The sequence below is a fragment of the Methylophilus sp. 42 genome, assembly GCF_000384155.1.
Classification (GTDB): domain Bacteria; phylum Pseudomonadota; class Gammaproteobacteria; order Burkholderiales; family Methylophilaceae; genus Methylophilus.
In genome coordinates, this window is sequence record NZ_KB913031.1 from 898,407 (window position 1) to 917,549 (window position 19,143).

Below are 19,143 nucleotides of genomic sequence, written 5' to 3' on the forward strand. Positions count from 1 at the left end.
CATGCCTGAATTACCCGAGGTTGAGGTCACGCGGCGTGGATTGCTGCCTGTAGAAGGCGCGCAGATTGCGCAAGTGACTATCCGTCATCATGGCTTGCGCTGGCCGATTCCGGCCGATTTGCCGCAACATTTACAAGGCCGTCGTGTACTTAAGCTCACGCGCCGTGCGAAATATATTCTGGCCGAGATTGGCACTACTGAAGCAGAAGGCGTGTTGTTGCTGCATCTGGGCATGTCGGGTCGCCTATGCTTGCTGGAGCGCGATTTCCCTGCCGAAAAGCATGATCACTTTGATATCCGCTTTGAAGATGGCCGCGTGATCCGCCTGCGCGATCCACGTCGGTTTGGGGCGGTGTTGTGGCTGGATAAGCACCCATTGCAGCATGCGCTGCTCAGCAGCCTGGGGCCCGAGCCCTTAGAGGCTGGTTTTAACGCTGACTATTTATATCAACATATACGCACACGTAGCGCACCGATTAAAACGACCATCATGGATGCGCACCTGGTGGTGGGCGTGGGGAATATTTATGCCAGTGAGTCTTTATTCAGGGCGCGCATACACCCTGAAACGCCTGCCAAGGCCTTAACACTGACGCAATGCGCATTGCTGGTAGACGAGATCAAATCCACCTTGCAGGCAGCGTTAGAGGCTGGCGGCAGCAGTTTGCGGGACTTCTTTGGCGCCGATGGTAACCCTGGTTATTTTCAACAGACGTATACCGTGTATGGCCGCACTGGTGAGCCTTGCCGCGTGTGTAGCAGGCCGATCCTGAATATCCGCCTGGGTCAGCGTTCTACGTTTTATTGTGAGCACTGCCAGCCACGTGCGGCTGGTAGCATACGCAAAAAATAAGTATCACAGCAACGTCTGCGTTATGCCGTTTCGTCGTCGTCGATGTCTGGCTTGATGCAGTTACGCCCGGCACGCTTGGCGGCATACAGGTGATGGTCTGCACGTTCTACCACCTGGCCCAGTATTTCATCGGTTTGCATTTCGGCGATCCCGGCGCTGACGGTGATTTGCACCACTTTATTGCTAAAGTGGAATTGCAGTCCGGCGACTGCCGAGCGTATGAGTTCGGTAATGTCCCGGGCGTGTTGCATATTGCAGCCGGAAAGCAGAATCAAAAATTCTTCCCCGCCCCATCGACAAACCACATCTTCTTCGCGAACGTGCGACTTGATCAACTGCGCCACACGCGTGAGCACTCTGTCTCCGGCTTCGTGGCCATAAGTATCATTCACTAGCTTGAACAGATCGATATCCAACAGCACCAGGGACAATGACTCGTCGCGGCGTTTGCCGCGTGCGACGGCTTGCTTGAAGTAGAACTCGAATACCTGGCGGCTGGTGACACCGGTCAATTTGTCCTGGGTCGCCATCATCTCCAACTTGTCGTGATAGCCACGCACGGCAAAATGCGCCAGTGCCAGTACGATCATGCTGATCACGACAGCCACGGCCAGGTTGATGAGGAAGGCAGTTTCGATGCGTTCTGAGCTTGGATCGTTGACTTGCTCGACGATTAAATACCAGTCAAATTCAGGCACCAGGCGACTATTGAGGTAGAGCATATTGCCGCTGCTGGTTTTAAACGACAGCGATGAACTAGGTGAGGTCAGTACTTGCAGAAACGCTTTATCCAGCCCGGATTTGTTTTGCAAATGCAGCTCAGAGCGGTATTGGCTGCTTTGCAGCATGACCTCGCCCTGGCGATTCACAAAGTAGATTTCGCGGCCATAGCGTTTCTGGTAGTTTTCAATTAGCTCAACTACGGTTTGCAGCGATAAGCCCACACCAATCACGCCAATAAACTTGCCGGATTTATCTTCAATGCGGTAATTTACAAAAATACTCAGGCGTTTTTTGTCTGCAGTATCGCGGTCAATATTGATGACGTAAGGGTTGCGTGAGTTTCTGGCATCAAAATACCAGTGATCCTCAGGATTTGCTGGCGATACGCGTTTTAAAACGCCAGACGGATGGTAGTAATTGCCTGAGCTTTCAGATACGAAAAAGGCGGTGATGGTATTATATTTTTTCTGGATTTGCGCCAAGTAACTGGTCATTCTATTGGCGTCTTGCTCGCCATTATTGATCCAGTCGAATACAAAGACATCATTGGCCATCAGTGAGGAAATCAAGAGCGGCTGCAACAAGTCGCGCTGGATTTCAGAGTAGATATTGTCGCTGGTGAGCGGCAGCATTTCCTGCTGCAAGCGGTCAGTCAGCGAGTCTTTGGCGACAAAGTAACCAATCAGGCTGGTAGCCACAAAGCCAATGAGCACAATGGCGCTGAGGAGTAGGGTGTAGTAACGCTTGTTAACGGCCATAAATGTTCAATTATCTAAAGGCGGATCATGCTCAAAAAAGCATTATCATCAATATAAGGCGACTTTGTTTATTTGAATAGTCGCTGTTTTAAAGCCGTATTCCCGCATTGACGAGGTTTAATGCGGGTGGCTGCTTGCCGCGTGCTCGTGTAAATAGCCGGAAGGGCTGTGCGGCGTACCGCCAATTTTCTGTGGTAGCAATGAGCCGATGATCATTGCCACAGCACTGATGAGCAGCCCCACCAGTTGCGCCGGGACCAGGCTGGCTTCGCCTACCAGTATCTCGATCAATACCCAACTGCCGATGCCGAAGATTATCGCCGCCAGTGCGCCCTGGCTGCTTGCGCGCTTCCAGAAGGCGCCAAAGAACAGCGGTACAAACGCACCTGCTAGCGTGACTTTATAGGCGCTTTCTACCATACCAAAGATCGACAGCTCTGAGTTAAGCGCATAAAACAATACCATGGCGGCAAAGCCCACCAGGCACAGTCGCATCACGCGCAAAAATGCATGGTCGTTCATGTGCGGCATAAAGCCTTTCATCACGTTTTCAGCAAAGGTGACAGAAGGTGCCAGCAGGGTCGCTGAGGAACAACTCATGATGGCTGATAGCACTGCGCCAAAGAAAATCGCTTGTGCGACCAGTGGCGTGTGCGTAAGCACCAGTGTCGGCAGGACGCGCTGCGAATCGGTTTCGACCAGCGTGCCAAATACCGCCGGGTCTATCAGCGTCGCGGCATAAGCAATAAACATGGGCACAAAGGTAAAGCAGAAATAGATACTCGCGCCCAGCAATGAGCCCCATAACGCGATTTTTGCTGTTTTGGCAGAGGTAATGCGCTGGAATACGTCTTGCTGCGGAATCGATCCCAGCATCATGGTCAGCCAGCCGCCGAGGAAAGTCAGCCATACGCTCCAGTTTGTAGATTGCGGAAAGAAATGCAGTTTGCCCGCGTTGCGCGCGTGCTCTATCACCGGCGCGACGCCGCCGGTTTGACCAGAGACGATATTGGCGATATAAAGCAGGCCGCCGATGACGACGATCATTTGCACAAAGTCGAGAATCGCCACCGAGAGCATGCCGCCCAGCGTGGTATAGGTGAGCACGATGGCGGTGCCGACGATCATGCCGGTGTGTTCTGAAATGGCGCCATGGCTGATCAGGTTGAAAATCAGGCCGAGTGCCTTGATTTGCGCGGCGACCCAGCCCATGTAAGAGATGACGATGGCAATGGTGGTCAGCACCTCAACCGAGCGGTTATAGCGCATGCGGTAGAAGTCACCCAGCGTCAGGATGTTGAGTTTGTACAGGCGGCTGGAGAAGAAAATGCCAGCGATAATCAGGCACATGCTGGAGCCAAACGGGTCGGCGGCAACGCCGGTCAGGCCTTCACGCACAAAGGTGGCGGAGACGCCAAACACAGCCTCGGCCCCAAACCAGGTGGCAAATACGGTTGCCATGACCACAGGCAGCGGCAGGTGACGGCCTGCCACGGCATAATCTTTGGTGCTGTGCACATTTCTGGCGGCAATCAGGCCGATGCCGATTGAAACCAGTAAATACGCCACGACAAACCATATCAGCACAGCTTGTTTCCCTTTGAGTTTGTTGCAAAAGGCTGATTTTAAAACAAAACCATGCCTAAACATGGTTTTGTGATGATTGCGAAAGCTAAAAAGGCCTGAAAATCAGGCCTTTTTACAATTCTGCACAATTACTCGACCCGCTTCCAGGTTTGCGAGCGCCCAAGCAGCGAGAAGCCGATAAATCCTCGTACCTCAAGCTCATTACCGTTTGCGCCTAGTGTCATTTTGCATTTGTAGGTTTTGCCATTTTCCGGGTCGAGAATCTCGCCGCTATCATAGACATTGCTATTGGTACTTTTCTTTAAATGTTTGGCAATAGTCATGCCGACAATTTTTTGGCCTTTACGCTCGTCCGTGCATTTGTCGCACACGGCATCGCCGGTGTCGGTGGCAAGCAGGCCTTTTTCGACAATCGCGCTATATTCACCTGCGTTTTCAATAATGCGCACCAGTGATCTGGGCTTGCCGGTTTTGTCGTCGGTGGTTTGCCACAGGCCGCCTAGGTCTGCCGCATGTAGCGCATAGGGCAACATGAGTAGCGTGCTAACCAGCAGGTACTTGATCAGTCGCATGGTCGATCTCCTTTAGTGGTTAAACAGCAGGAACAAACTTGCAAATTGCAGTAACACCAGCACGACGATAGCGGTCGTCGCCCATTTCTGCCAGGTGGCTTGTTGGTGCTGCGAGGTGAGCAGGGCGTCGATACGGCTTTGTTGCTTGCCAAGCTCGGTCTGGTTGCGCAGGTATTGCTCAAACAGACGCGGCATTTCTGCTGCGTGGGTCAGGATATAAGGCAGTTCACGCTTGGCCGATTTAAGCAGGCTGCGCCAGCCGATCTGTTCGCTCATCCAGCGTTTGAGGAAAGGTTTGGCGCTATGCCATAAATCAATATTCGGGTCGAGCTCGCGGCCCAGGCCCTCAATGTTCAACAAGGTCTTTTGCAGCATGATCAGCTGTGGCTGGATATTGACGCCAAAGCGGCGTGACATCTGGAACAGGCTGAGCAGGGTGCGGCCAAATGAAATATTCTTGAGCGGTTTTTCAAAGATCGGCTCGCAAATCGCGCGCACCGCAGTTTCCAGTGCCTCAACATTGGTATCCGCAGGCACCCAGCCGGATTCAATATGCGCCACGGCGACATCGCGGTAATCACGGTTAAAAAATGCCAGGAAATTACGCGCCAGGTAATATTGATCGGTAGGTGACAGACTGCCCATGATGCCAAAATCGAGCGCGATAAATTTGCCTTTGTCCGGCCCCTCGGTCACAACCTGAATATTGCCAGGGTGCATGTCGGCATGGAAAAAGCCATCACGAAATACCTGGGTGAAAAAAATCTCCACACCTTCGTGCGCCAGTTGCGTCAGGTCTATGCCGTAGGCGCGCAAAGATTCGGTATCCCTGACCGGCGTGCCGAACATGCGCTGCATGGTCATGACGTGTTTGTGCGAGTAATCCCAATAAACGGTGGGCACCAACAGGCGGCGATCGCTGAAGTTGCGACCTAGCTGCGCGCATTGCGCCGCTTCCAGGGTCAGGTCTAGCTCGTGTTCGGTATGGCGCGCAAACTCGTCGACCATTTCATCTGGTTTCAGGCGTCGGCCTTCACGCGAGAATTTTTTAACCCACCAGGCCAGTGTGCGTAACAAGGCGATATCGCGATGGATGGTGGCGGCAATGCCTGGGCGCAATACCTTCACTGCCACTTGCTCGCCGCTATGCAGTTTGGCAAAGTGCACTTGTGCCACTGAAGCGCTGGCAACAGGGGTGATGTTGAACTCTGCGTACACCGAGCTCAGTGGTGCAGCAAAGGCGTCTTCAATAATAGTTTCAACTTGCGCATAAGCAAATGGCGGTACCTGGTCTTGCAACTTGGTGAGTTCGTCGGCAACGTCGGTTGGTAGTAGATCGCGGCGCGTTGACAACATTTGGCCAAATTTGACGAAAATTGGACCCAGTTTCTCTAGCGCGAGGCGTAAGCGTACGGCACGTTGTTCAGGGGCATGACGCCAGAAGAAAAAGACATTCAACAGGCGATACATCCAGCCAGGTTGCTCATCGCGGACGAAAAAAATATCCAGGCGATACCAGATCAGCACGCCGATAATATGAAAAAAACGTAACCAATGCATGTGTTACTGGCTTTCTGAAGCTGCTGCGAGGAGTTTGTCGACGTGTTGCTGTAATCGGTCGGTGTCTTCGCGTAACTGGTCCACCGACTGGTTAAATTGCGCGATGCGGGTTTTCTTGGCGATGATAGGTTGCTCTTCTTGCCAGTATTCCACCAGCATCTCGCCCAGATTTTTGGCCTGGCTTTGCCAGCGCTGCAACTTTTCCTGGCCGATTTGCACGACCTGGTAAGCGGCAATATCACCAACAACTTTGCTCAGATCATCTTCTATGTCCCACCGCACGGCGGAGAGTATCTTGCCGACGGCTATGCCGAGCGCGGCGTCGCCTTCAATTTTAATCAGGCTATGTGCAAGCGGGTCCTGTCGTAACAGTCGCATGGCCAGGCTGGGTGGTAAATGGATGGTGGCATCTGCTTCTGCCGTGTCTCCGGCCACCGCCAGTTCGCCATTATTTAGAATGGTGAGTGTGGCCTGGGCGACTTTAAAGTCCAAACGCAGATTTTTGTGTGCATAAGGCTGTAGCAGCGGCGCTATCCAGCTATTTTGCTGCATCAGGTGCTGCAACACGAATTGAATCAGGGGTTTAAACATGGGCTTAGATCTTGATGCCTTTATGCAAGGCCACCACGCCAGCTGTCAGGTTGTAATAATCTACTTTGCCAAATCCGGCGTCATACATCATTTGTTTTAGCGTTTCCTGGTCAGGGTGCATGCGTATGCTCTCTGCCAGGTAACGGTAGCTGGGCTCGTCGTTGGCGATCCATTTGCCAAACTTGGGCAGCAGTTTAAATGAGTAGGTGTCGTACAGTTTTTCCAGCGGTTGCCAGACTTTAGAGAATTCGAGTACCAGCAAGCGGCCACCTGGCTTGAGCACGCGCTGCATTTCACGCAAGGCAACGTCTTTGTGCGTCATGTTGCGTAAGCCAAAGGCGACAATGACACAATTAAAGGTTTCGTCAGCAAATGGCAAAATCTCTGCATTACATTGTGCCGCCGGGATACTCAGCCCGGCATCTATCATACGGTCACGGCCCACGCCTAGCATGGAGGCATTGATGTCTGTCAAAATCACGGTGCCAGGATTGACCGCGGATTGCGTGCCAACTTTTTTGGCAAACAGGCGTGACAAATCACCGCTGCCACCGGCAATATCCAGCACCTTGTCGCCTTGGCCTACGCCGCTAACGTCAATCGCAAAGCGCTTCCATAAGCGATGCATGCCTGCGGACATGACGTCGTTCATGATGTCGTATTTTTGCGCGACAGAATGAAACACCTCGCCAACTTTTTTCTGCTTGTCGGTTTCGGCAACGGTATCAAAGCCAAAGTGAGTGGTTTTTTCCTGATCAGTGTTTTGCTGCATGTGTCGGTTCCTTGCGGGTATGGCCAGCCATAGACAGTTTAGTCACATAGTCTTGCCACAGGCTTTCATAATGTTGCGCCAGATAGTACAGATAATCCCATGAATACAGGCCAGTATCATGACCATCGTCAAATATCAGTTTGATGGCGTATCTGCCAACCGGTTCAATATCGTTAATATTGACGTTTTCTTTGTCCAGTTGCAGTACTTCCTGTCCGGCACCATGGCCGCGCACTTCGGCCGAGGGTGAATACACGCGCAAAAACTCGCAAGACAGCATGCACTCGGTATGGTTATCGAAGTGTATTTCAAGCAGGTGTGAGGCCTGATGCAGTTGTATCAGGGTCGGGGTCGGACAATCTGGATGTAGACCGCTCATAAGATTGAAGAAAGTGGTGGATTGGGTCGTTAACTTTAATTATGCGCATGATAGCAGATGCATGGTAGCCGCGCATGGGTAGTAATTGTTGTATCTTATGGTTGATAATTCATTTTATTTGTGAATTAATGGCTATACCTACATGATTTATTTGAACTTTTATTATTTCATGATAGATTACTAAAAAAACAAACCATCATGAATAGGTTACCTAACAATTCTTAAGCAGGTCCTATGGAAAATAACAGACTGGCACAACAATTTGATTTGTACACGCGATGGCGTCAATCGATTGCTGATGTTTTGGGGGATTATCGGCGCTGGTTGGCTGATAAACAGCTCAGCGATGTGCAAATAGAAGAGCGGATACAGCAGCAACTAAACCGTTTGCGTGAGGACAAGTTAAACGTGGCATTTGTCGCCGAATTTTCGCGTGGCAAATCCGAGCTTATTAATGCGATCTTCTTTTCCGGCTATGGTCACCGTTTGCTGCCATCTGGCGCAGGGCGGACCACCATGTGTCCAACTGAATTGCGTTATGACACCGGCAAACCGGTCAGTTTGTCATTGTTGCCGATTGAAACCAGCACCCACCAGATATCCATTAGCGAATACCGTCGCATGCCACAAGCCTGGTCTGCGGTCGAATTTGATGCACACTCACGCGAAAGCATGGTCGAAGCCTTTAAAGAGGTGAGCCGTACCCGTCGCGTCACTGTTGATGAAGCACAGTCCCTGGGCTTATATCACCCGGACCAGCCAGATGATGCCATGCTGATTGGTAACGATGGCCTGTTGGAAATTCCCTGCTGGCGTTACGCGGTGATTAATTTCCCGCACCCCTTGCTCAAGCAAGGCCTGGTGATTCTGGATACGCCAGGATTGAATGCGATAGGTGCCGAGCCCGAGCTCACCATGAGCATGCTGCCGAATGCGCATGCGGTGCTGTTTATTTTAGGCGCCGATACTGGCGTGACTAAATCTGAAATGGAAGTCTGGCGCCGTTATATCAGCGGTGCACGCTGGAAGCAAAAAGGCCGTATAGCCGTACTTAACAAAATTGATGGGTTGTGGGATCCACTGAAAACAGATGATGAAGTGGAAACAGAACTTTATCGCCAGTTACAAAACACGGCTGAATTATTAGGTTTGCCGCGCGACCAGATTTTACCGACCTCCGCGCAAAAAGGCCTGTTGGCCAAAGTGAAGGGCGACCAGCAGTTGCTGCTCAAAAGCCGTTTGCTGCAACTGGAAAGAAACCTGTCTGATGAGCTGATCCCGGCCAAGCAGGAGATCGTACGCGAAAGCATACAGGGCGAAATTGAAGACATGGTGCATCAGACGCGCATCACGTTAGAAACGCGTTTGCAAAGCGTCCTGGATCAAGCCGATGAGCTGCGTTGTTTGCAGGGCAAGAATGAAGACGTGATTGCGCAGATGATGCGCAAGGTCAAGCAAGACAAGGTCAATTTTGAAGTCGGTTTGCAGCGTTATCAAGCCTTGCGTAGCGTGTTTTCGGCGCAGTCCAACCAGGTATTCCATCATTTAGGCATGCCTGCGCTTAAAAACAAGGTGCGTGAAACCCGCGATACCATGATGAAAGCAGCGTTTACCAAAACCATGCGGCAGGCCATGGATGACTTTTTCAGTGACCTCAAGCGTCGCATGATGGATGCCGATGTGCATGTGCATGAAATCAAGAAAATGATGGAAGCCATGTATGAGAAGTTTTCCAAAGAGCACGGTTTGCTGCAAAAAGCGCCTCCCCCATTTTCTACCTCACGCTATTTAAAAGCGCTCAATAAACTGGAAGCCATTTACCGTGACCAGTTCAACACCACCTTCAACATGATTGCCCACGAAAAACTGACGCTAACCAGCAAGTTTTTTGAAACGCTGGCCAGTCATGTGATTCTGGAATATGAGGCTGCGAACCGTGATACCGAGAGCTGGCTAAAAGCCGTCATCGCGCCGATGGAAAGCCAGATGCGCGAACACCATGTGCAACTCAAGCGCCGTGTGGAAAGCATCAAGCGCATTTACCAGGCAACCGATACCCTGGAAGAGCGTATTGCCGATTTAGAGCAGGTGGAATTATCGATTCGCCAGCAACTGGCTGAGCTGGATCAACTCAATGGCAAAGCCATGTTTGCGTTGGCACACGAAGAAGTCATCGTACAAGCAGCCTAAAATAGCTGCCATGAAAACAAAAACGGGAGCATTTGCTCCCGTTTTGTTATTTGCTTTCCAGCATATAGGTTTTGATTTTTTGCATCGCCTTCTGCTCAATCTGGCGGATACGTTCGGCAGACACATTAAACTCTGCAGCCAATTCATGCAGCGTAGAGGCATTGCCCTCGGTCAACCAGCGTGCTTGCAGCACACGGCGGCTACGCTCATCCAGTTGTTGCAAAGCCATGCTCAAGCCTTCAGTTTGCAGATGCTCGTTTTGCAGGTTTTCCAGCAAGGTCGATGGCTCAGGGCCTTCATCTTCGAGGAACGCGATCGGGCTATACACTTCTTCGCCGTCGTCATCCAACTGCGCATCCAGTGAAATCTCCTGACCGTTCAGACGGTATTCCATCTCGGTCACTTCTTCCGGCTTCACATTCAGCTCGGTGGCGATACGGTGCACGTCATCCGGGCTCAGCGTTTCAAAGCCTTGCTTCATGCTGCGCAAATTAAAAAACAGTTTACGCTGTGCTTTGGTGGTCGCGGTTTTCACCAGGCGCCAGTTACGCACGATGTATTCATGGATCTCGGCTTTAATCCAGTGCATGGCAAATGAGACCAGGCGCACGCCACGGTCAGGGTCAAAGCGTTTCACCGCTTTCATCAAGCCAATATTGCCTTCCTGAATCAGGTCAGACTGTGGCAAACCATAACCGCTATAACCACGGGCAATGCTCGCGACCAGGCGCAGATGCGACACGATCAGTGCGCGCGCAGCCTCCAGGTCACCACTTTGTTTCAACTCAGTCGCATAGCTGTATTCTTCTTCAGCCGTGAGCACTGGAAACTGCTTGATGGTGCGCAGATATTTATCCAGGCTGTCAGCCGAGGAAACGACAGGTAAAGTTAACGCGTTGATAATAAACTCCTTATTGAAAGAAGATGTTTAAAATGATTTTAGCACTCAAAGCTTGAGAGTGCTAGCCCATTCAAAAGTTCAATGCGATTGGACTTGTTTGTGTACAGGTATTTGTAGGATGAGTGTCGGATTAGCCATAAATATCGCAATCGGTGCCATAAACTACTTTTTCATCTCAATTAAGAATAATCACTTAGCTTATTGGCCTGTAAAGGCAATATTTAAGCCAGTTCAATCAAAACCTTTATCTTCGGATGCGCCGAAAACTGAAAGGCATGTGAGCGCTTTGTTCCGTGAAGATGTTTCTGATTTGAAAGACTTAAATGCTTCGATTGCTGGATGTTGAATTGCAAGCAGTTAATGTGTTCTTTTTCGCATGGAAATGTTGGGCAGTAAGCATCCATGGCTCCGCCTTTTTAAGGATGGCTTTAAATTTAAGCTGGCACAGATTCTGCTGAGTTACGTAAAAATCAAAAAAACTGTAAAGCCATCTATGAAGAAAATATTAATTTCTCTAATTGTAGCAATTCAATTTCTAATGCCTGTAGCAGCAGACACCCTTTCAGAAAGGGACAAAGTCGAAATTGCCGCACTTTTCGATAAAGTTAACCAAGCATTAGCTACTAGGGAACCAAAGGTAATTACAGAAACTACTTTTGGTCCGATTCTAGCCATCATGGGTGGGCAAGAAAAATATATCGAGCGGTTAGAAAATACGTTTAAAGATATGGATGCACAAAAGCTAAAACTCATCTCTTACACAAATAAAATCCCAGACACTGCGGCAAAATCAAAACAATATTTAATTTGTACTATCAGAGAGGTCTCAATTCTGGAGAAGCCCGGTCTGAAACTTCAGGTCAATGGATTTACTTTGGCAGTGAGAAAGATTTCAGGTGGTGAGTGGAAGTTAATTGGAGGCAATGGTGTATCTAAAAATCCGAAAGTTCTGAATTTTTTATTTCCTGGATTAGATAAAAATTTCGAAGTGCCTGAGTATGTATCATTTAATTTAGACTCATAGATGTTGTACATTTCTTTCTCTGGTAGTTTGTCGACTTTGCGTTTCATGTATTAGGTCGACATCCACGTTAGCTATCATTGATAGAGATAGATCATGGTGCATGATTGGACGCGCAAAGCGTGGCCATATTTTATTTATAAAGTGCGCCCAAGCCCTAGCAATACTCTATCTTTCACTGCAAGTAGCTCCGTTTTGAAGTTTTCCAGATCAGTGTCAAAACGACAACTTGGAGTGACGATTGCAATGACGTAATTTCCCATAAAGGTTTCTAGTGCGATACCTATTGCGCTGATGCCTATAATGTATTCATTGCGGTCAATCGCAAACCCTGTCTCCCTGGTTTGTTTCAAGTCTTCAAGAAGGCTTTGCAAGTCCTTCGTATGTTCCGTGTGTTTGGGGTATTTTTTCCCAATTCTTTGAACCACTTCTTTGTCAGATAGGCTTGCAAGAAGAAGCTTGCCATCTACTGCCGTATAAAGTGTATGTACCGCTCCCAGTGCGGCAACTACGCGTAACTCCCTTTCAGCGACAATTCGGTCAATTACATTGGTCTGTTGAGATGAAAAGGAAGATAAGACAACGGTCTCGTTGACCTTTTTCGATAGTTGCTCCAGTTGAGGCCGCATCACAGAGATGATATCAATTTGCGTCTCATGAATGAGTTGGCCAAAAGTCATACCCAATTTGAATCCTCTGCCGCCATCCATCATGGCAACCAGACCTTCATGCTCTAACGCTTTGACAATTCGTTGGACTGTTGAACGCGGCAGATCAACCAACTCTGAAATTTTCCCAAGACTAAGTCCGGCCGGATTTTTTGCCAGTACTCGAAGAATGGTTGAGGCGCGGTTGATTACCTGGATGCCATTAGCGGATTCACTATTCATTTCTATGATTTTTAAGAAAACAATACTGTGAATTATCCGCCTATATACAACGCTATGCCACCTCTAAAATTTAACCGTATGTTGGTATGTTGTATCGTTATGTGGTACATAATTTGCAGTCACTAATGATGATTGATATTTATTTATCGCTTCTGGCCGTACGCATGCATAAAAAAGTACACGATGTTTGATACGCAACTTTTACTGTTCGCTATCAAACATTTTTGTCGGACTGGCAGAAGCAATTTTCGGTGATTTTTCCAATTCATGAGTATGAAACCAACACGAGAACTGATAAGAATTTCAGACAAGTCGGAGGATAGTCTTTTACGGGCTGTACAAATCATCCGTAAAACAAAAGACTTGTCTCAACTGAGGCAAGCACAAGCCTTTTTGTTGACTTGCGTTCATGGAATGACAGCAAGTGAAGCCTCCTCCTTATTAGGAATATCAGTCAATTGGGTCTATAAACTTCGTCAGAATTTCCTGAAAGGTAATCTGGTGCTTGGTAGGAATGCTTCTGCATTGGGTGGGCGACGCCGCGAAAATATGACCTTGGCGCAGGAAAGTAGGTTTTTGCATCCATATTTCCAAGCCGCCAAGCATGGAGAGGCTATCAGGGTATCTGATGTTAAGACGGCTTTAGAAGAGCATTTAGGCCGGAAAGTAGCGTTGTCTTCAGTATATAACCTTTTAAAACGCCATAAGCTGATGCAGATATCCTCGAAAGTTACCAAATAGTTTTTGAGCAACCTCTAATTTTTTCGATGTTCTTTTATTAATGAAATAGAAATTAACGCTAACTGATGGTTAGGCATGTATGTTGCCATTTTAAGCCCACAGAAATTAATAAAACATTAGTTTCGATTTTTTCATTAATTTTAAGGGTGAAGAAGGAATGTCTCACAACATTATTAAGAAGCCTGCCATCAAAAAGCTCACGCTGGCAGTCTACGGTGCCATGTTTCTCTCTGGGGCGGGAGTTGCTCTGGCGGAAGACGCTCAAGGTAACAGTGAGGAGTCGGCAGATTTGGGTGCTGTCGTTGTTCAAGGCAAGACTCAGCCACTTGTCGGTGATACACCTAAAGAAACCATCGCAGAATCTAGAGCAACTTTAAGTAAGTCCCAGCTTGAGAAGTTTGTCGGCCTGGATTCAGCTGTCACAGGCGCGTTGAAATATTTGCCCGGCATCCATTTTAGTGGTGGGGATACATCAGGGATCAGTGAAGGTAATTTATCTATTAGAGGGTTTTCTCAAGATCAAATTGGTGTAACCAGAAATGGTATTCCTTTGAATGATCCACTATACCTGACCCCTCACAGCGATTTCTTCGGAGATCCGGAGAATTACGAATCCATTAGCGTCATATACGGTGGGCAGTCGATTAATGCACCTACACTCACGGCGAGTGGCGGCAGTATAGAAATTCAAACTGTCAAACCTACCAAAGAGGCAGGCTTATTGGTCAAGCAAGGTTTCGGTAGTAATAATACTCGTCGTTCATTTGTCCGAGCGAATCTCGGCGAAAAAAATGGATTCTCTGCCTGGGTATCGGCCTCCAGAACAACGGCTGACTTATGGACTAGTGGCACAGGCGCAGTCGAATCGAACCGCTTCGAGGGCAACTTGCAATACGAATGGGGAAATAACAATAGCATCAATGCTATCTTTTCCATATTTAGTATGAGAAGTAACAGTTATTCTCACCCAACCCTTGCTCAATATAAGTTTCAGCCGTACGACGCGAATTATTCAAGTGCCATTAACTCCACCTATGGTGGAACGAATGGCGTTGCTGATATTTCTGCAGCAACATCTAATAGTGCGAAACTACAGCGAGCTGACTTCAAAATTCAGACCTACGGCCTTAATGGTTTATTCAACCTGACCGACAATGCGCATCTTCATGTCGACCCATACTTCGTTCGAGTAACAGACGGTACGGCAACAGTGTTCGCATCAGCGATTCCCGAGTCTGTGCTGAATGCTGATGTGAACGGGGATGGCGATCTTCTTGATATCAGGCCATTTGCTGGCGGTGTATTCCCAACGCAATATCGCGTAGGTTCATCTCAAAAGATCGACTTTGATCTGACTGATACGAATGTATTGCAGGTTGGTGCCTGGTTTGATTACACCCATGCAACTAACCAAATGGCGGCGATTCCCTTAAGAAGTGATGGTAAGCCTGTTGCTATTGATGGAAGCAAAATCATTCGAGATGTGAATGGTAAAGAGATCTTTTTCACTGATCAGAGAAGCAGGATGACAACCCAAAAACTCTGGGTACAGGACTCTTGGAACTTTGCTTCGCAATGGAATGCGAAAGGTGCGCTTGCGTGGCAGCATACCGAATATGAAGGTGAGAACATCGCAGGTGTGTTAAGTGGGTCAGCTTTCAAGCGATCGGCTGATTACTATAAGCTCCTCCCGAGTTTCAGCCTTGATTATCAGTATGATCAAAATAATCAGATTTACTACAACGCGACCACCAATATTCGTGTACCGGCTGTTGCTTCTATCTATGGTAACAACACGGGTGGTGATCAGAAAGCTGAAACTACCTTCAATCAGGAAATCGGCTGGCGCTACAGTACGCCTGATGTATTAGTGAGTGCTGCACTGTTCTACGACCAATTTAAGAATCGTCAGGTTTCATACACGTCGTTGGGAACTACGTCCTATATCAATGCCGGTGCCGTGACGACAAAAGGCCTTGAGTTGGCTTTGAATGGTAAGTTGCCACACAACTTTAACTATCGTGGTTCCTGGACATACGTAAAAGCAGAACAGGAAGACAACTATGCTGCTGGAGGTCTGGAAGAAAATACCAAAGGCAATCAGCTATTCAACACGCCTAAGAATCTTTTATCCCTTGGGGTCGGATATGACGATGGTCGCTTATATAGCAATTTGCTAGCGCGCTACACCGGTAGCTTTTATGGCGATCTGGCGAATACAGAAAAGTTGAGCGGTTACACAGTTGTTGATCTTAATCTTGGTTACAAGTTTGATCTCGGCAGCAAGATCGTCAAGAAAAGTACCATTAGCCTGAACGTGAATAATCTGTTTGATAAAGAGGCACTTTCAGGGCTGTATGCAGGCACTGTTTCTGCTAATACATCAAGCGCATTCTTTGCCGCACCTACCTACAACAGACTTCAACCACGAAGTGTGTTCGCTAATCTGACGTTGGAATTCTAAAAGAATAGAAAACACAGGTAGTGAAATCTCTGATGACCTTGGGGATTTGACGTAGTTGATACCTGTCAGTTGGGAGCGTCTGTTCCTGACTGGCAGGCCTGACAAGGAAAGTGATGATGACAGTACAAACATATGATTATGTGATCGTTGGTGGTGGCACAGCTGGCAGTGTGTTAGCTAATAGACTATCAAAAGATCCATTAACCAAGGTGCTATTGATAGAGGCCGGTATTGATACGCCTGAAGATGGCATTCCGCCTGAGATAAATAATGGGTTACAACCTTGGTTACCAAGGCTTGCTGGAGAGCGATTCTTTTGGCCTGGGCTGAATGTATATCGAACCGCTTTGCATCCTGATATTGATCGTGAATTACAGTTTATCGAACAAGGCCGGATTCTGGGTGGTGGCTCTAGTGTCAATATGGTCGTTTCTAATCGTGGCTTACCGCGTGATTATGATGAGTGGGAGGCGCTTGGGGCTGAAGGGTGGAACTGGGATGGTGTATTGCCTTATTTTAAGAAAGCAGAAACCGATAAAACCTATGGATCTCATGAGCTACATGGCGACGATGGTCCTATCCCGATTGACCGTGTAGATCCCGATCATTGGACCGACTTCACGCTATCTGTGACAGAGGCTTTACAAAGTATCGGTCTCAAAAATATTCATGATCAGAATGCAAACTTTGAGGACGGTTACTTCCCTCCTGCATTCACCTTGAAAGGTGATGAACGATTCTCTGCTGCGCGTGGCTATCTTAGTCAGGACGTGAGAGCGCGCAGGAATCTCACATTATGGACTGACTCTCAAGCATTAGACCTGATATTGGATGCAGAGACAGTCAAAGGTGTAACGGTGGATCATGGCGGCAAGGTAGAAAAGGTTTTTGCCTCTGAAGTGATTCTGGCTGCCGGGGCATTGCAGTCTCCGGCATTTCTTTTAAGGGCTGGGATAGGGCCAGCTGAAGACCTGAATAATCTTGGTATCGAAGTTATTGCGGATCGAGATGGTGTTGGCCAGAACCTTTGGGAACACTCTTCTATCGGAGTCGTTGCTGAGTTATCTGATAAAGCCAAAGCTGCCGCAAGAAACGAGTTCTCTACTGGTCGCCATCAATTAGGAGTCAGGCTCTCATCGGGGGTTGACCCAAATACGCCATCTGATCTTTTTCTGCATATCGGCGCTGATGCTAACTCTGGACTTGCATCTGCAGTCTTTTGGGTTAACAAACCCGATTCGATCGGGCATTTAAAGCTGAAGGGTAACGACGCCAGGACTTATCCTGAAGTCGACTTTAATCTTCTTTCTGATGAGCGTGACCTTGAAAGAGTCAAAGCAGGATTGCGAGTGATTGATCAATTATTCAAGCACCCATCCTTGGCCAAGTATGAACTGTCTTTGACGTTATCACGCTTTGCCGCCCCCCAGTCTGGAGGGCCTTTGTTATCCGAGCTTCTGAATGACAGCGCTGCATTGGAGCGTTACATTCGCGTCAATATTGGCGGGGTATGGCATCCAAGTGGCACGGCAAAAATCGGTTCTGAAGATGATCCACTAGCGGTGGTTGATCCCCATGGGAAAGTGTACGGCTTATCGGGTCTTCGAATCGCTGACGCGTCAATCATGCCGGTCGTGCCAACTGCCAATACCAACCTGCCGACACTCATGGTTGCAGAAAAAATAGCTGATTCCATCCTCAGTGGAAATTAAGGAGACATATATGTCTAAATATTCGTTGTACATCGATGGTGATCTTGTTTCTTCTGATCGCTATTTCGATGTGATTAACCCTGCAACAGAAGAGATTGTTGCTCAGGCGCCATATGCCAGCAGTGCTCAGGTAGATGCCGCTATTCAAGCTGCACATAAAGCATTCCCTAGCTGGACCAAAGACGAGAGCTCACGAAGCGTCGCGCTTAAACTGGCGGCTGAGGCGATTCGGAAACGCAGTGAGGATATTGCAAAGCTCATCACGCTTGAGCAAGGACGGCCAATTCACTTCGCGATTGGTGAAGTTGCCGGGGCCGCTGCTACTTTAGAACACTATGCGAATTTCGATTTACCACCACTTTTACCACTACGTTCTGATAGCGAGAAATTTGTAGCTATTGAGCGTAGAGCATTGGGCGTAGTGGCTGCGATAACCCCCTGGAATGTGCCAATCATCCTGCTCATTCTGAAGGTTGCACCAGCACTCAAAGCGGGAAACACCGTGGTGATCAAACCATCAGAGTTTACCCCGTTATCAACATTATTGTTGGGCGAAGTCCTGAATGGAATATTCCCTGCTGGTGTGCTGAATATCATCTCCGGAGATGGTGAGGTGGGGGCACAGTTAAGCCAGCATCACCTGGTAAAGAAGATCACATTTACAGGTAGTGTGGCTACCGGTAAAAAGCTCTATGCAGGTGCAGCATCAGATGTTAAGCGGCTGACGCTTGAGCTTGGTGGTAATGATGCAGCAATTGTGCTTGATGATGCTGATCCTAAAACGATCGCCGAAAAGATCTTCTGGGGAGCATTCTGGAACAGTGGGCAAATTTGTTTCGCTATCAAGCGTGTGTATGTGCATGAGCGGATCTTCCCGCAATTGCTGGAAGCATTGATTGAGCGAGCCAAAGCTGCAAAGGTAGGGAATGGGTTTGAACAAGATGTCGAACTTGGACCTATTACCAATGCTATCCAATTCGAGAAAGTGAAATATTTTGTAGCCGATGCGTTAAAGCATGGTGCAAAAATTCATACTGGTGGAGCCGCTCTTGCCGGTCTTGGCTACTTCTATCCTCCAACCATCGTCACGGGTGTCGGTGAAGGGGTTGCCTTGGTTGATGAAGAGCAGTTCGGTCCTGTTCTCCCTATCATTCCCTTCTCTGATGAAAAAGATGCCATCCGGCAGGCTAATGCAAGTCCGTTTGGCCTTGGTGCTTCTGTGTGGACTGCGGATGCGCAACGTGGGCTTGCTGTTGTGCGTCAGTTAGATGTTGGGCTAGCTTGGGTGAATCAACATGGCGATATTCATCCTGGTGCACCAAAAGGTGGGTTCAAATGGAGTGGGCTTGGCTATGAAGGTGGGCTCAGAGGTTATGAAGAGTTCAGCGAGCTGCAAGTGGTAAATGCTGCGCTTAATTAATCAGAAAAT

17 protein-coding genes are annotated in these 19,143 nt (G+C 48.4%); 8 read left to right on the plus strand and 9 right to left on the minus strand.

Going from position 1 to position 19,143, the window contains the following annotated elements:
• Position 1 precedes the first annotated feature (1 nt).
• Positions 2-853 carry a bifunctional DNA-formamidopyrimidine glycosylase/DNA-(apurinic or apyrimidinic site) lyase gene (mutM, locus tag MET42_RS0104355; protein ID WP_019881586.1) on the plus strand — a complete coding sequence of 284 codons (852 nt, stop codon included), beginning with the start codon at positions 2-4 and terminating at the stop codon, positions 851-853.
• A 20-nt stretch (positions 854-873) separates the two neighbouring features.
• Here the strand turns inward: mutM and MET42_RS0104360 are convergent, their stop codons facing one another.
• From MET42_RS0104360 to MET42_RS0104390, 7 genes are all read right to left on the minus strand, one after another.
• On the minus strand, positions 874-2,334 hold the full coding sequence (locus MET42_RS0104360; protein ID WP_019881587.1) for a sensor domain-containing diguanylate cyclase: 1,461 nt from the start codon (positions 2,332-2,334) through the stop codon (positions 874-876).
• Between the two features lie 117 nt (positions 2,335-2,451).
• Positions 2,452-3,921, minus strand: coding sequence for a sodium:solute symporter family protein (locus MET42_RS0104365; protein WP_029512315.1), 1,470 nt, complete (start codon positions 3,919-3,921; stop codon positions 2,452-2,454).
• Positions 3,922-4,049: 128 nt separating this feature from the next.
• Entirely contained in the window at positions 4,050-4,493 is a 444-nt protein-coding gene (locus tag MET42_RS0104370) for a DUF2147 domain-containing protein (RefSeq protein ID WP_019881589.1), read from the minus strand.
• Between the two features lie 12 nt (positions 4,494-4,505).
• A complete protein-coding gene (gene ubiB / locus MET42_RS0104375; protein ID WP_019881590.1) occupies positions 4,506-6,053 on the minus strand; it encodes a ubiquinone biosynthesis regulatory protein kinase UbiB in 1,548 nt (515 codons plus the stop codon).
• Between the two features lie 3 nt (positions 6,054-6,056).
• The gene (locus MET42_RS0104380) at positions 6,057-6,644 is read right to left on the minus strand and encodes an SCP2 domain-containing protein (RefSeq protein ID WP_019881591.1); all 588 of its coding nucleotides are present in this window, start codon (positions 6,642-6,644) and stop codon (positions 6,057-6,059) included.
• 4 nt (positions 6,645-6,648) lie between these two features.
• Entirely contained in the window at positions 6,649-7,416 is a 768-nt protein-coding gene (gene ubiE, locus MET42_RS0104385) for a bifunctional demethylmenaquinone methyltransferase/2-methoxy-6-polyprenyl-1,4-benzoquinol methylase UbiE (RefSeq protein WP_019881592.1), read from the minus strand.
• Positions 7,400-7,795 (minus strand): gamma-butyrobetaine hydroxylase-like domain-containing protein, encoded by a 396-nt coding sequence (locus tag MET42_RS0104390; protein WP_024929603.1) that lies wholly within the window; start codon positions 7,793-7,795, stop codon positions 7,400-7,402. The genes ubiE and MET42_RS0104390 overlap by 17 nt, the downstream gene beginning before the upstream one ends.
• Before the next feature lie 234 nt (positions 7,796-8,029).
• Between MET42_RS0104390 and MET42_RS0104395 the strand changes: the two genes are divergently transcribed.
• Entirely contained in the window at positions 8,030-9,985 is a 1,956-nt protein-coding gene (locus MET42_RS0104395; protein ID WP_019881594.1) for a dynamin family protein, read from the plus strand.
• A gap of 46 nt (positions 9,986-10,031) precedes the next feature.
• On the opposite strand, the gene rpoH is transcribed toward MET42_RS0104395, so the two are convergent.
• A complete protein-coding gene (gene rpoH, locus MET42_RS0104400) occupies positions 10,032-10,889 on the minus strand; it encodes an RNA polymerase sigma factor RpoH (RefSeq protein WP_029512316.1) in 858 nt (285 codons plus the stop codon).
• Positions 10,890-11,004: 115 nt separating this feature from the next.
• On the opposite strand from rpoH, the gene MET42_RS14555 reads away from it, so the two are divergent.
• Together MET42_RS14555 and MET42_RS0104410 are read left to right on the plus strand one after the other, a co-directional pair.
• Positions 11,005-11,232, plus strand: a complete 228-nt coding sequence (locus MET42_RS14555) for a hypothetical protein (protein WP_019881596.1) — start codon at positions 11,005-11,007, stop codon at positions 11,230-11,232.
• A gap of 30 nt (positions 11,233-11,262) precedes the next feature.
• On the plus strand, positions 11,263-11,910 hold the full coding sequence (locus tag MET42_RS0104410; protein WP_019881597.1) for a hypothetical protein: 648 nt from the start codon (positions 11,263-11,265) through the stop codon (positions 11,908-11,910).
• A 134-nt stretch (positions 11,911-12,044) separates the two neighbouring features.
• Here the strand turns inward: MET42_RS0104410 and MET42_RS0104415 are convergent, their stop codons facing one another.
• Complete coding sequence (locus MET42_RS0104415; protein WP_019881598.1) at positions 12,045-12,797, minus strand: IclR family transcriptional regulator; 753 nt, start codon at positions 12,795-12,797, stop codon at positions 12,045-12,047.
• 267 nt (positions 12,798-13,064) lie between these two features.
• Here MET42_RS0104415 and MET42_RS0104420 point away from each other — a divergent pair, with 267 nt between their 5' ends.
• From MET42_RS0104420 to MET42_RS0104435, 4 genes are all read left to right on the plus strand, one after another.
• Positions 13,065-13,538 carry a helix-turn-helix domain-containing protein gene (locus MET42_RS0104420; RefSeq protein ID WP_019881599.1) on the plus strand — a complete coding sequence of 158 codons (474 nt, stop codon included), beginning with the start codon at positions 13,065-13,067 and terminating at the stop codon, positions 13,536-13,538.
• 157 nt (positions 13,539-13,695) lie between these two features.
• Positions 13,696-16,002 (plus strand): TonB-dependent receptor, encoded by a 2,307-nt coding sequence (locus MET42_RS0104425; protein WP_019881600.1) that lies wholly within the window; start codon positions 13,696-13,698, stop codon positions 16,000-16,002.
• A 113-nt stretch (positions 16,003-16,115) separates the two neighbouring features.
• Positions 16,116-17,714, plus strand: a complete 1,599-nt coding sequence (locus tag MET42_RS0104430) for a GMC family oxidoreductase (protein WP_304412164.1) — start codon at positions 16,116-16,118, stop codon at positions 17,712-17,714.
• A 10-nt stretch (positions 17,715-17,724) separates the two neighbouring features.
• Positions 17,725-19,134, plus strand: coding sequence for an aldehyde dehydrogenase family protein (locus MET42_RS0104435; RefSeq protein WP_019881602.1), 1,410 nt, complete (start codon positions 17,725-17,727; stop codon positions 19,132-19,134).
• The last annotated feature ends 9 nt before the right edge of the window (positions 19,135-19,143 follow it).

What these genes read in the sequence shown, in the direction of transcription:
- mutM (WP_019881586.1), top strand. Translation starts at nt 2, where the DNA reads ATGCCTGAATTACCCGAGGTTGAGGTCACGCGGCGTGGATTGCTGCCT.
- MET42_RS0104360 (WP_019881587.1), bottom strand. Translation starts at nt 2,334, where the DNA reads ATGGCCGTTAACAAGCGTTACTACACCCTACTCCTCAGCGCCATTGTG.
- MET42_RS0104370 (WP_019881589.1), bottom strand. Translation starts at nt 4,493, where the DNA reads ATGCGACTGATCAAGTACCTGCTGGTTAGCACGCTACTCATGTTGCCC.
- ubiB (WP_019881590.1), bottom strand. Translation starts at nt 6,053, where the DNA reads ATGCATTGGTTACGTTTTTTTCATATTATCGGCGTGCTGATCTGGTAT.
- MET42_RS0104380 (WP_019881591.1), bottom strand. Translation starts at nt 6,644, where the DNA reads ATGTTTAAACCCCTGATTCAATTCGTGTTGCAGCACCTGATGCAGCAA.
- ubiE (WP_019881592.1), bottom strand. Translation starts at nt 7,416, where the DNA reads ATGCAGCAAAACACTGATCAGGAAAAAACCACTCACTTTGGCTTTGAT.
- MET42_RS0104390 (WP_024929603.1), bottom strand. Translation starts at nt 7,795, where the DNA reads ATGAGCGGTCTACATCCAGATTGTCCGACCCCGACCCTGATACAACTG.
- MET42_RS0104395 (WP_019881594.1), top strand. Translation starts at nt 8,030, where the DNA reads ATGGAAAATAACAGACTGGCACAACAATTTGATTTGTACACGCGATGG.
- MET42_RS14555 (WP_019881596.1), top strand. Translation starts at nt 11,005, where the DNA reads ATGAGTGTCGGATTAGCCATAAATATCGCAATCGGTGCCATAAACTAC.
- MET42_RS0104410 (WP_019881597.1), top strand. Translation starts at nt 11,263, where the DNA reads ATGGAAATGTTGGGCAGTAAGCATCCATGGCTCCGCCTTTTTAAGGAT.
- MET42_RS0104415 (WP_019881598.1), bottom strand. Translation starts at nt 12,797, where the DNA reads ATGAATAGTGAATCCGCTAATGGCATCCAGGTAATCAACCGCGCCTCA.
- MET42_RS0104420 (WP_019881599.1), top strand. Translation starts at nt 13,065, where the DNA reads ATGAGTATGAAACCAACACGAGAACTGATAAGAATTTCAGACAAGTCG.
- MET42_RS0104425 (WP_019881600.1), top strand. Translation starts at nt 13,696, where the DNA reads ATGTCTCACAACATTATTAAGAAGCCTGCCATCAAAAAGCTCACGCTG.
- MET42_RS0104430 (WP_304412164.1), top strand. Translation starts at nt 16,116, where the DNA reads ATGATGACAGTACAAACATATGATTATGTGATCGTTGGTGGTGGCACA.
- MET42_RS0104435 (WP_019881602.1), top strand. Translation starts at nt 17,725, where the DNA reads ATGTCTAAATATTCGTTGTACATCGATGGTGATCTTGTTTCTTCTGAT.